Source organism: Microbacterium sp. W1-4-2 (genome assembly GCF_058349885.2).
The window spans coordinates 1,562,951-1,574,691 of sequence record NZ_JBYRJC020000001.1; the positions used below are offsets into that span (position 1 = coordinate 1,562,951).

At 68.7% G+C, this 11,741-nt stretch carries 11 protein-coding genes; 2 read left to right on the forward strand and 9 right to left on the reverse strand.

Annotated features, from left to right (window positions below):
* Positions 1–20: 20 nt before the first annotated feature.
* On the reverse strand, positions 21–1,526 hold the full coding sequence (locus AC3RX0_RS07295; RefSeq protein ID WP_491505249.1) for a CoA-acylating methylmalonate-semialdehyde dehydrogenase: 1,506 nt from the start codon (positions 1,524–1,526) through the stop codon (positions 21–23).
* Between the two features lie 53 nt (positions 1,527–1,579).
* The gene (locus tag AC3RX0_RS07300) at positions 1,580–2,512 is read right to left on the reverse strand and encodes an NAD(P)-dependent oxidoreductase (protein ID WP_491505250.1); all 933 of its coding nucleotides are present in this window, start codon (positions 2,510–2,512) and stop codon (positions 1,580–1,582) included.
* 197 nt (positions 2,513–2,709) lie between these two features.
* On the opposite strand from AC3RX0_RS07300, the gene AC3RX0_RS07305 reads away from it, so the two are divergent.
* Complete coding sequence (locus tag AC3RX0_RS07305) at positions 2,710–3,591, forward strand: LysR family transcriptional regulator (RefSeq protein WP_491505251.1); 882 nt, start codon at positions 2,710–2,712, stop codon at positions 3,589–3,591.
* A gap of 188 nt (positions 3,592–3,779) precedes the next feature.
* Positions 3,780–5,357 carry a GspE/PulE family protein gene (locus AC3RX0_RS07310; protein ID WP_491505252.1) on the forward strand — a complete coding sequence of 526 codons (1,578 nt, stop codon included), beginning with the start codon at positions 3,780–3,782 and terminating at the stop codon, positions 5,355–5,357.
* On the opposite strand, the gene AC3RX0_RS07315 is transcribed toward AC3RX0_RS07310, so the two are convergent.
* The 7 genes from AC3RX0_RS07315 to AC3RX0_RS07345 all read right to left on the reverse strand — a co-directional run bounded on the left by AC3RX0_RS07315 (position 5,247) and on the right by AC3RX0_RS07345 (position 11,733).
* Entirely contained in the window at positions 5,247–5,873 is a 627-nt protein-coding gene (locus AC3RX0_RS07315; protein ID WP_491505253.1) for a hypothetical protein, read from the reverse strand. The genes AC3RX0_RS07310 and AC3RX0_RS07315 overlap by 111 nt on opposite strands.
* Before the next feature lie 219 nt (positions 5,874–6,092).
* On the reverse strand, positions 6,093–7,331 hold the full coding sequence (locus AC3RX0_RS07320) for a type II secretion system F family protein (protein WP_491505254.1): 1,239 nt from the start codon (positions 7,329–7,331) through the stop codon (positions 6,093–6,095).
* Between the two features lies 1 nt (position 7,332).
* The gene (locus tag AC3RX0_RS07325; protein ID WP_491505255.1) at positions 7,333–8,469 is read right to left on the reverse strand and encodes a type IV pilus twitching motility protein PilT; all 1,137 of its coding nucleotides are present in this window, start codon (positions 8,467–8,469) and stop codon (positions 7,333–7,335) included.
* Positions 8,466–9,176, reverse strand: a complete 711-nt coding sequence (locus tag AC3RX0_RS07330) for a hypothetical protein (RefSeq protein WP_491505256.1) — start codon at positions 9,174–9,176, stop codon at positions 8,466–8,468. Before AC3RX0_RS07330 ends, AC3RX0_RS07325 begins: the two co-directional genes overlap by 4 nt.
* Positions 9,173–9,829, reverse strand: coding sequence for a PilN family protein (locus AC3RX0_RS07335; protein WP_491505257.1), 657 nt, complete (start codon positions 9,827–9,829; stop codon positions 9,173–9,175). The genes AC3RX0_RS07330 and AC3RX0_RS07335 overlap by 4 nt, the downstream gene beginning before the upstream one ends.
* Positions 9,829–10,866: a type IV pilus biogenesis protein PilM gene (gene pilM / locus AC3RX0_RS07340; protein ID WP_491505258.1), complete on the reverse strand. Its 1,038-nt coding sequence runs from the start codon at positions 10,864–10,866 to the stop codon at positions 9,829–9,831. The genes AC3RX0_RS07335 and pilM overlap by 1 nt, the downstream gene beginning before the upstream one ends.
* 9 nt (positions 10,867–10,875) lie before the next feature.
* Entirely contained in the window at positions 10,876–11,733 is an 858-nt protein-coding gene (locus tag AC3RX0_RS07345) for a prepilin peptidase (protein WP_491505259.1), read from the reverse strand.
* Positions 11,734–11,741 lie beyond the last annotated feature (8 nt).

Sequence of the window (11,741 nt, forward strand, 5' to 3'; positions counted from 1 at the left end):
GGCCCGGCCGCCTCTCGAACTCAGTGGGTGGGGAAGCCCAGGCTGATCTGGCTCTCGCTCGGCTCGGGCCAGCGGCTGGTGACGACCTTGCGACGGGTGTAGAAGTTGAACGCCTCGGACCCGTACATGTGCGTGTCGCCGAACAGCGAGTTCTTCCAGCCGCCGAACGAGAACGATCCGACCGGCACGGGGATCGGCACGTTGACGCCCACCATGCCCACCTCGATGTCGTACTCGAACTGGCGGGCGGTCTTGCCGTCGCGGGTGAACACCGCGGTGCCGTTGCCGTATGGGTTCTCGTTGATCATCTTGACGGCCTCGTCATAGGTGTCCACGCGCAGCACCGACAGCACCGGGCCGAACACCTCTTCGTCGTACACGGCCATGCCGGGCTTGACGTCGTCGACGAGCGAGGCGCCCAGGAAGAACCCGTCCGAGTCGAATTTCTGCTCGCGTCCGTCGACCACCAGGGTGGCTCCGGCATCCGACACTCCGTCGACGAATCCGCGCACGCGCTCGCGCGCGGCCGAGGTGATGAGCGGACCGATCTCGCTGTCGGGGTCGAACCCGTCGCCGATGCGCAGCTTCTTCATGCGCTCGGCGACCTTGGCGACCAGGGCGTCGCCCACGCCGCCGACGGCGACGACGGCCGAGATCGCCATGCATCGCTCGCCGGCCGAGCCGAACCCTGCCGACACGGCGGCGTCGGCTGCGGCATCCAAGTCGGCGTCGGGCATGACCACCATGTGGTTCTTGGCTCCGCCCAGGGCCTGCACGCGCTTGCCGTGGGCCGCGGCCTCGGTGTAGATGTACTTCGCGATCGGCGTCGAGCCGACGAACGAGACCGCCTTGATGATGGGGTCGGCCAGGATCGCGTCGACGGTCTGCTTATCGCCGTGCACGACGTTGAACACGCCGTCGGGCAGTCCTGCCTCGCGGAAGATGTCGGCGATCCAGACCGCGGCCGAGGGATCGCGCTCGCTGGGCTTGAGGATCACCGCGTTGCCGGCGGCGATCGCAGTGGGCACCATCCACAGCGGCAGCATGGCCGGGAAGTTGAACGGCGTGATGCACGCGACCACGCCCAGCGGCTGGCGCACCTGGTGCACGTCCAGGCCGGTGGCGATCTGCTCGGAGTACTCGCCCTTCAGGTGGTGCATGAGGCCGGTGCAGAACTCGACGTTCTCGAGTCCGCGGGTGACTTCGCCGAGGGCGTCGGCGACGGTCTTGCCGTGTTCGGCGGTGATGATGCGGGCGAGCTCTTCGCCGCGGCTGACGATCAGTTCGCGCACGCGGTACATCAGCTGGGTGCGCTTGACGAGGCCGACGTCGCGCCACTTCTTCTGCGCGGCGGCCGCGATGCGGGCCGCGTCGGCGACGAGCTCGGCAGAGGCGAGGCCGACCTCGCCGGTCTGCGTGCCGAGCGACGGGTTGTAGACGGCGCCGCGGCGCTCGCCGGGGTCGACCAGCTGTCCGCCGATGACGTGCGGGATCTGGGTGAGAGTGGTCTCGATGGTGGTGCTCATGATGTTTCCTTCGGATGGGTACGGATGCCGGTTCTCTCGGTCGACGAGCGGGGTCAGGCCGGGGCGTGCGAGGGGTCGGGGGTGTAGCCGCGCAGGGCGCCGTCGGGGGTGACGAGCTTGGTCACGAGTGTGCAGTCCTTGCCGCCCAGGCCCTCGGCCGACAGCTGATCGAGCTGCGAGAGCGCGAGCTCGGCGGCGGGCAGGTGCACGCCGGTGGCCTCGCCGGCCTTGACGGCCAGGCCGCAGTCCTTGCGGGCCAGGTCGACCGAGAAGGTTGCATCGAAGTTGCGGTTCGCCGCAGCGCTGGCGACCACGCCCGGCACCGGGTACCAGGTGCGCTGGGGCCAGGACTGACCGGACGAGACGTTCGCGACATCCCAGAACACCTGCGGGTCCAGGCCGAGCTGCTCGGCCAGCTGCGATCCCTCGGCGACGCCCATCATCGAGACGAACAGCATCATGTTGTTCACGAGCTTCGCGGCGATGCCGGCGGTCGGGCCGCCGCACGCGATGACCGAGCCCGCCATGGCCTGGGCGTACGCGGTCGCGCGTTCGACATCGGCGGCGTCGCCGCCGAGCATGAACGTCAGCGAGTGCGCCTCGGCACCGGAGGTGCCACCCGAGATGGGGCTGTCGACGAAGTGGAAGCCGCGGGTCGTCGACCCGTCGTGGCACCAGCGCGAGGTCTCGACGTCGACGGTCGAGGTGTCCAGCAGCAGCGTGTCGGCGGCGGCATGGGCCCAGATGCCGTCCTCGCCCTCGTACACGCCGCGCACGTGCTGCGGCATGGGAAGCGACGTGAAGCACGCCTCGGCGCCGTCGAGCGCCTCGGCGATGCTGGCCACGGTCGTCACGCCGCGTTCGGCGGCCGCCTCGAGGCACGCCGGTGAGATGTCGAAGCCGCACACCGTGTGCCCTGCTGCGACGAGATTTGCGCTCATGGGCGTGCCCATGTGCCCGAGCCCGATCCACGCGATGGTCGACATCCTGCCTCCTCGAAGGTGCCTGTGCTCCTGCCGCAGCCGAGTTGCAGGCTGAGTGCAGGAACCACTCGTGCGAGTGCTGCGCGGCGGCGCCGTGACCTCCGCGTCATGGCCAGGATAGGCTCGCGATCGACTGCAGATCAATGCACACTCTCACTGCATCGTTGCACTACGAGCGTGCGCTCGTGCACACTTGTCCTGTGCCTCTGTATCCCGCGCCCGATGCGCTCCTGACGATGCTCGCCGTGGCGCGTCTGGGCCGCTACACGGCCGCCGCCGAGGTGCTCGGAGTGAACCACTCGACCGTGTCACGGCGCATCACGGCCCTCGAGGACGCCATGGGCGGACGGATGCTCGTGCGGGGCGCCGGCGGGTGGGAGATCACCGAGCTCGGCCAGCGGGCGCTGGCCGCCGCCGAAGCCATCGAGGGGACGCTGCGCGCCCTCGGCGAGGACGCCGGCGGCGACCCGGTCGACGGGATGGTGCGCATCGCTGCGCCCGAGGGATTCACCTCGGCGTTCCTGGTGCCCGCGATGTGTGCTCTGCAGCGCGAGCATCCCGGCCTTGCGATCGAGCTGCTGGCGGCCACGCAGCGCGTGCGCCAGAACCGCTCGGGCGTGGACCTCGAGATCGTGGTCGGCCGCCCGCAGGTGCATCGGGCGTTCGCGACGCCCGTGTGCGACTATTCGCTCCGGCTGTACGCGTCGCCGGCGTACCTCGCGTCGCACGAGGCGCCGACGACGGTCGACGAGCTGTCGGGTCATCCACTCGTGTACTACGTCGAGTCGTCGCTGCAGGTCGACGACCTGGACACGGCCGTGCAGCGGCTGCCCGCGTCTCCCCCGTCGATCCGCTCGACGAGCGTGTTCGCGCACATCGAGGCGACCGCCGGCGGCGCCGGGATCGGGGTGCTGCCGGACTTTCTCGCCGACCGCGACGAGCGGCTTGTTCCGGTGATGCGCGACCTATACGCCCACCCGCTGTCATACTGGGCTGTGGTGCGTGATGAAGGTCCGCGCAATGCCGCGCTTGCAGCCACACTGGCATCGCTGAAGGAGTATGTCTCGGTGGTCACGCTATGAACATTTCGCGTCGGGCGCTTAGAATGAGTCGCAAGAGATCTGGGGATCTCGCGACTGGGAACGGTCTCACTACTGGGGAAGTGGGTATCCGCGTGAGCGATCTTGCGCAAACTCTGGTGCTGACGGGCGCAGTGCGCGCGTCGGACATGTCTAATGCGTTGGCGACGCACGGCGACGAAGCCGAACTCATGCAGCATCTGATCACGAGTCACGTCGTGACCGAGGCGCAGGTGGCCGAGGCCATCGCGCTGCAGACGGGGTTTCGGTTCTTCGACATGTCGGGGGCTTCGCTGCCGCCCGACGTGGTCGCGCTCGTGCCGAGCGCGCTGTGCCGCCGCTATCAGCTGATCCCGCTCGAACGCGGGCGAGGCCGTCTGGTGGTGGGCATGGTCGACCCGACCGACATCATCGCGATCGACGACATCACGAGCATCACCGACCTGCAGGTCGATCCGGTCGTGGTCGCCGCCGACGCGCTGCGTCAGGCCTTCGAGCGCTATCTGCGCAGCGATGAGGAGCTGAGCGATCTCTCGGAGCAGATCGGAGAGAACCTCGGCTCGACGTCGGAAGCTGCGTTCGCCGAGGCCCTGGACGACGACGGGGATGCCGATGCCCCCGTCGTGCGGTTCGTGAATCTCTTGATCTCGCAGGCGATCAACGACCGAGCCAGCGACATCCACATCGAGCCGGGCGAACGCCAGCTCACGGTGCGGTACCGCATCGACGGTGTGCTGCACGAGATGCAGAAGGCCGACCGCGCGATCCAGGACGGCGTGATCTCACGCCTGAAGATCATGTCGCAGATCGACATCGCCGAGAAGCGCAAGCCGCAGGACGGCCGCCTGTCGGTGACGCACGACGGACGCACGATCGACGTGCGAGTGGCGACGCTGCCGACGGTGTGGGGCGAGAAGATCGTCATGCGCATCCTCGACACCTCGGCGCAGCTGATGTCGATGGCCGATCTCGACTTCTCACCGTTCAACCAGGAGCGCTTCACGGCGGCCATCTCGCGCCCGCACGGCATGGTGCTGGTGACCGGGCCGACCGGGTCGGGCAAGTCCACGACCCTGTACACGGCGCTGCGCACGGTCTCGACCCCCAAGGTGAACATCATCACCGTCGAGGATCCGGTCGAGTACCGAATCGGGGGGATCAACCAGGTGCAGGTGAACCCACGGGCGGGCCTGACGTTCCAGTCCGCACTACGTTCGATCCTGCGCAGCGACCCCGACGTGGTGCTGGTCGGTGAGATCCGCGATCAGGAGACCGCGGTGATCTCGATCGAAGCGGCCCTCACCGGGCACCTCGTGCTGTCGACGCTGCACACGAACGACGCGCCGAGCGCCCTGAGCCGGCTCACCGAGATCGGCACCGAGCCGTTCCTGGTGGCGACCGCCCTGTCGGCGGTCGTGGCGCAGCGACTCGCGCGGCGCCTGTGCACGCGGTGCCGTCAGCCTCTGGGCGAGGACCTGACTGTGCTGCGCGACGTGGGCATGCCCAAGCGTCTGTGGCGCGAGGCGCAGGTGTTCCGCGCCGTGGGATGCCAGGCGTGCTCAGGCACCGGCTACCGCGGGCGGATTGGACTGCACGAGGTGATGGCGCTGTCGGACGAGCTCGAGCAGCGACTGGTCGGGCACGCGACCGGCAGCGAACTACGCGAGATCGCGCTCGAGCAGGGCATGGTGGCGCTGCGGGACGACGGGTGGGAGAAGGTCGCCACGGGGCTCACCACGATCGAAGAGGTGCTGCGCGTCTCGGTCTGACGTTGAGCACATAGGTGCTGCGCGTCTTGATGTGATGTAGAGCCCGGCGGGTGCTTGCGCGCACTCAGGTAGCGGGAGTGACGCGACCGCTTCTGTTCGGGGTGAAGAGCCGCGCTTCTCGACCATGTCGAGCGGATTGCCGACGGTGTCGAGCGGATTGCCGGCGGTGTCGAGCACGTTCTCACTCATGCCGATGTCGCAGGCGCGCTGTGATGCCAGCCAAACCGGCAGAGTCGCCGTGTCGTCGTGCGCGGACGCGACCGCCGGCTCGGCGCGGTTCGCCTTGTCGAGCGCACCCTGGGTGATGATCACCCGGATGCCGGCCTGTCGGCTGCCGAACACGGTCGGCGCATCGGCGAGCGCGCCGATCGGAGCAGGTCGATGAACCGGTCGTACGCCAGTTCTGCTGCGCGACACCGCGGTCGCCTCGGTGACTAGGGCGACGACCTCGTCATCCCCGCGTCCCACGACGGCGGCGGGCAGCGCTGCCGGTTCGGGACCCGCACCGATCGCCACGCAGCATCGCCACGTGAGACTCGAGATCGGTGAAGATCGACATACTCATACTCTGTCATCGACATCCGACATTCGAATCGCTGTTCGAGGCCAGGCGAGCTCGCAACTGACGCTGAGGAGACGACGGAGGATATGGGAAAAAGGATGCCGCGACCTGGCAGTGTCTGGGGTTGCGACAAGGAGAATGTCGCGCACAGGCGGGTCACGGCATCCGGTCTCTCAGTGCTGCTGGGCGAGGTCCCCGTACAGCGTGAAGATGGGCATGTACAGCGCGATCACCATGCTGCCGATGACCACGCCGAGCCCGACGATCAGGATCGGCTCGATCAGCGACGACAGCTGCTCGGTAGCCGTGGCCACTTCGTCCTCGTAGAAGTCGGCGATGCTGCCGAGCATGGCGGCCAACGTTCCCGACTCTTCGCCGACGGCGACCATCTGCGGCACCATCTCGGGGAACACGTGCGCCTTCTGCAGCGGCGCGGCGAACGACTTGCCCGCGCGGATGGAATCCTGGATGTCGCGGACGGCCTCTTCGATCCTGAAGTTGTTCGCGGCCTGTCCGACGATCCCGAGCGCCTGGATGATCGGGACGCCGGCGTCGAGCATCATCGACAGGTTGCGGCTGAACCGGGCGACGGCGATCTTGGTGGCCAGCTTGCCGAACACGGGCAGCTTGAGCTTGAGCGGATCGACGACCTTGCGGTACCGGTCGGTGTAGCGGTTGCGCGCCCACCACACCCACGCCACGATGGCGAGCACGACGAGAGCCGGCAGGATCCACACCATGTTGTGCGAGATCGTGACGAGGATCTGCGTAGGCAGCGGCAGCCCCTTGCCGAGACCCTTGAACATCTTCTCGAACACGGGCACAACGAACGTGACCATGGTCAGCACGCCGATGATAGCGATGATCAGCACGACCACCGGATAGGTCGTCGCCGACTTGATCTTGCCGTGCAGCTCGGCTTCGCGCTGGTAGTTCTCGGCGATCGTGTTCAGCGCCGGCCCGAGGAAGCCGCCGGTCTCGCCCACCCGCACGATCGAGATCATGAGGGGTGGGAACATGGAGCCATGGCGGGCGAGAGCCCCCGAGAAGGACGACCCGGATTCGACGTCTGCGGCCACCTGGGCGAGCACGGGCCCGAGCTTGCGGTCGCTGGTCTGCTCGGTGAGCACCGCGAGCGTACGCATGAGCGGCAGGCCCGCGTTGATCAGCGCCGCCATCTGACGGGTGAACACGGCGAGAGTCTTGGCCGACACGCCCCGGTTCAGGCTCGGCAGGGCGATGTCGCGATGCAGTCCGGTCTTCGACAGCAGCGTGACATCCAGCGGCGTCAGCCCCTGCGCCTTCAGCTTGCCGGCGACCGCCGACTCGTTGGCACCCTCGACCGTGCCCTTGACGATGCTCCCCCCGGTCGCATCGAACGCACGATAGGCGAACTCCTGGACGACGGGCATGTCACGACCCCCACTCTGCGAGCTGGTTCTCGCCCGCGTGCTCCGACCACGACTCGGCATCGAAGCCCTGGCTGCGCACGTGCACGCCCTCGAGCGACCGGGGGTCTTCGGCGAACGTGCGGGCGACAGCAACGGCCACGACGCCCTCGCTGACGAGGCGGCGCAGATCCTGGTCGAGCGTGTGCATCCCAACGCCGCTGCCGGCCTGCATGGCGCTGTACAGCTGCGCGACCTGCCCCTCGCGGATGAGGTTGGCGACGGCGGGCGTGTTCACGAGCACTTCGGTGGCGATCACGCGCCCGCTCGACTGCGCCATCGGCAGCAGCGTCTGGCTGATGACGCCGCGCAGCGTGTCGCCCAGCTGGGCGCGGATCTGGTACTGCTGGTCGGACGGAAAGACGTCGACGATGCGGTTGACGGCCTTCGCCGCGCCCTGCGTGTGCAGGGTCGAGAGCACAAGGTGCCCGGTCTCGGCCGCCGACAGGGCGATCGAAATCGACTCGGGGTCGCGCAGCTCGCCGACCAGGATCACGTCGGGGTCCTGGCGCAGCACGCGGCGCAGCGCCTCGCTGAACGACGCGGTGTCGCTGCCGACCTCGCGCTGATGGATCAGCGCCTTGCGGCTGGTGTGCTGGAACTCGATCGGGTCTTCGATCGTGACGATGTGCACGGGACGGGTGCTGTTGATGATGTCGACCATCGCCGTCAGCGTCGTCGACTTGCCCGAGCCGGTGGGGCCGGTCAGCAGCACGAGTCCGCGCGGGTGCAGTGCGAGGTCGCGGGCGATCTGCGGAATGCCCAGCTGGTCGAGCGTGAACACCTTCTGCGGGATGTACCGCAGGGCGATCGCGATGTCGCCCAGCTGCTGGAACACGTTCACGCGGAACCGGCCGATCGACGGCTCGGCGTGGGCGAGGTCGACTTCGTGCCGTTCCATGAACTCGCCGCGCTGGTCGCGGCTCATCAGGTCGAACGCCACCTTCTCGACCCAGTCATGCGTGAGCACCTGCTCGTAGCCGGGGATGGTCACCAGATCGCCGTCGGAGCGCATGAGCGGCACACGGCCGGCCGTGATGTGGATGTCGGATGCCTCGTACTGTGCCCCGACCTCGAGCAGACGTGTCAGGTCGCCGTTCACTTCGCGGCTCCCTTCTCGGTCGCCTCGACGTAGGCGAGCGCATCGACGTGGATCGTGACATCGCCCGTGCCGGGGGTGACGGTCGTGCGGACATTGCCGATCAGTCGCGGCCCGGCGCGCAGACCGTCGAGGAATGCGGCCACGTGGGCGACGTCGGGGGCGGTCGCGTCGATCGCGACGGGGATCTGCACGCGAGCCGAGGTCGCGGCGGCGGCCGATCCCGTGCCGGCCGAGCCGGTGCCGGTCGATCCCGCCCCCGACGCGGGAGCGGCGGCGGGCGTAGCGGACGCGGCCGGGGTCGGAGCGGGGGTGGGCACCGGTGCCGACGCGGTCGCGGACGAGGGCGCGGCTGCCGTCGGGGGGACGAAAGCGGCGGCGTCACCGCGCGTGACGCCCTGCACCTGTGCGCCGGATGCCGCGGCCGCCTTCGCGATGATGTCGAACACGCGGTCGAGGTCGGCCGCCGCCGGAATCTGCGCGTGCAGACGTGCGACGTTCGCCTGCGTGTCGCCGATCGTCTCTTTGGCTTTCTGCAGGCCCGCGATCTGCATCTCGTAGGCCCGGTTGGTCGAGGCGACCTGGGCGGTCTGATCGCCGGTCGAGAACGCCCCGGCGACCAGCGGCACCACGCCGGCGACGACGGCCAGCAGCAGCACGCCGGCGGCGACCACGCCGCCGATCAGGTGGACGAGGTTCTTCTGCATCATTTGCCCCCTGCCGCGTAGGCGCCCGAATAGATGGACTGGTCGAAGGCGATGTCGAGGGTGTACACGACCGCGCCCTTGACCTGCGCGCTCTCGGTCAGCGATGTGCCGTCAACCGATGCGATGCCCTTCACCGCGCGCAGTGCGCGGATGAGTGGACCACTGTGCTGTGGCGTGTCGCTCTCGAAGGTGATCGTGCCCGACAGGCCGATCGCGGTGGCACCTGCCGCGGCCTTCGCTGGTGCGGCGCCGCTGGTGACGTCGAATCCGGTGAGTCGCACGTCGCCGGGGAGCCCCTTCTCGACCAGGGCGATCACGCGAGCCCAGTCGAAGTCGTTGCCCATCGCGTCGGCGCGGAACCCTTCGAGCTCTTTCTGCGCGGCCAGCGTCTGACTGACGTCCGCGAGCGAGCCGACGCGCACCAGCAGGTCGTTCGTGCGCGCCTGCTCGGCGGCGAGCTGCTGCTGCGCGTAGACGCTGTACGCGTAGGCGCCGCCGACCGCGAGGGCGGCGACGATGATGACGGCGAACACGATCCAGAACCATCGGCGGATGAGCGCGTCGCGTTCACGTCGAGCGACCTCGCCGCGCGGCAGCAGGCTGACATGCGGGATGCCGCCGGCGGCGCCCGCGAATGCCGGAGCAGAGCGGGCCATCAGCGGTTCCTTCCGAGCACGAGTCCGAGCGTGCTCACAAGAGCGTGGGCATGCTCACCCGGAGGCAGGGGTATGCGTCCGACGGCGAGATCGGTGGCGCCCACCCGTCGCACCGGGGCATCGACGCTGACGGCGAGCGAATCGCCGAGTCCGTCGATGACGGCGCCGGGTCCCGTCAGCAGCACCATGTCGAATGGGCTGGTGCCCGGGCGGTTGGAGTAGAACGAGAGCGTACTGCGCACGCGGGCGAGGAAGTCGCCGTACGGGCGATCGGCCTCGTTCGCACGCATGCCGCCGCGGCGCAGTGCGCCGGCGGCGACGAGCTCGGTCTCGGGCTCGTATGCGGGGGTGAGCAGCGCATCCAGCGGGTCGCCATCGACGGGATTCGCGGCCCGCCGGCGGCCGACCGCCGGGGTCTCGAGGTCGACGGGAACGATCCGCACGAAGTCGGGAACCCCGTCGCGGGTGACCACGACCTGGGTGGTGTGGTCACCCGCGTAGACGATCGCGCCGGTGCCGACGGGCACGAGCGCCGCGGTGGCTCGAGCGAGTCCGAACGCAGTCAGGTCGACGTCGGTGATGCGCACCTTGGCGCGGGCGAACGTCGCGATGATCTGCTCGATCGTCTCAGAGACGGCGGCCACCAGCAGACCCTGCAGCTGGTCTTCGTGCTGGCGGATCGGGTAGAAGTCCAGCACCGCCTGGCTGACCGGCACCGGCAGCAGATCCTGCACCTGGAACGGAAGGGCCTGCTTGAGCAGTTCGGGCTTCATCGCCTTCGTGGCGTATTCGCGCACGAGGATGCGCCGGCTCGCGACGCCGAGCACGGCCTCCTTCGACCGGAACCTCGCGCTCGACCACAGCTGGCGGATCGCGACGGCGACCGCACCCTGGTCGAGCACTTCGGAGTCGCGGGCCGCCTCAGGCGGCAGCGGCACCTCGCCGTAGGCGACGATCTGCGGTGTGCGCCCTGCGGTCACCTCGACCGCGCGCACGCTCTCTTCGGTGATCTCGACACCGACGATCGATTTCGTCATCTCTCCCCCTCAGACGTACAGACCCAGATACAGGCCGCCGAGCCACTCCCCCGCGAAGATGCCGACCCAGGCGCCGAGCAGCATCCAGGGACCGAACGGGATCGCTGTCTTGCCGCCGGCGCGACGGGCGACCATGAGCGCGACGCCGAACACGCCGCCGAGCAGGAACGCGGCGAACGCACCCACGGCCAGCGCGCTCCAGCCGATCCAGCCGAGCACGAGCCCGACGACGCCGGCGAGCTTGACATCGCCGCCGCCCATACCACGCGGGCTGATCAGGCGGACGATCGCATAGAACAGATACAGCCCCGCGCCGCCGATCACGGCACGCAGCAGGTTCGACCAGTCGGCCCCGAGCGCGCACGCGACCGTGAACAGCACCGACAGCACCGGGTACGCCGGCAGCACGATCGCGTTGGGCAGCCGGTGCACGTCGAGGTCGATGAGCGTGAGCACGACCGCGACACTGGCGAAGTACAAGAACGCGAGCATCACCACCCATTCCCACGCCGCTATACCGCCCACGCCGGTCGTTGAGCGAGCGAAGCGAGTCGAAACGCCCGAAAAGCCCCACGTCTCCGCACTCAAAACCCACCACGCGACCGCAACGAACATCGCTCCCGTCACGGCCTCGACCACCGGGTACCGCACGGCGATCTCACCGCGGCAGTTGGCGCACCGTCCACGCAGCGCGAGCCACGAGACGACCGGAACGTTCTGGTACCACCGCACCGGTGCACCGCACTCCGGGCAGCGGCTCTCGCGCAGGAGCGAGATTCCCGCGGGCACACGATAGGCAACGACGTTCAGGAACGAACCGATGACGAGTCCGAACAGGGCTGCGAAGACGACGATGAAGGCGGTCACGGCATCCA

What these genes read in the sequence shown, in the direction of transcription:
- AC3RX0_RS07295 (WP_491505249.1), bottom strand. Translation starts at nt 1,526, where the DNA reads ATGAGCACCACCATCGAGACCACTCTCACCCAGATCCCGCACGTCATC.
- pilM (WP_491505258.1), bottom strand. Translation starts at nt 10,866, where the DNA reads ATGACGAAATCGATCGTCGGTGTCGAGATCACCGAAGAGAGCGTGCGC.
- AC3RX0_RS07310 (WP_491505252.1), top strand. Translation starts at nt 3,780, where the DNA reads ATGCAGCATCTGATCACGAGTCACGTCGTGACCGAGGCGCAGGTGGCC.
- AC3RX0_RS07300 (WP_491505250.1), bottom strand. Translation starts at nt 2,512, where the DNA reads ATGTCGACCATCGCGTGGATCGGGCTCGGGCACATGGGCACGCCCATG.
- AC3RX0_RS07330 (WP_491505256.1), bottom strand. Translation starts at nt 9,176, where the DNA reads ATGATGCAGAAGAACCTCGTCCACCTGATCGGCGGCGTGGTCGCCGCC.
- AC3RX0_RS07335 (WP_491505257.1), bottom strand. Translation starts at nt 9,829, where the DNA reads ATGGCCCGCTCTGCTCCGGCATTCGCGGGCGCCGCCGGCGGCATCCCG.
- AC3RX0_RS07320 (WP_491505254.1), bottom strand. Translation starts at nt 7,331, where the DNA reads ATGCCCGTCGTCCAGGAGTTCGCCTATCGTGCGTTCGATGCGACCGGG.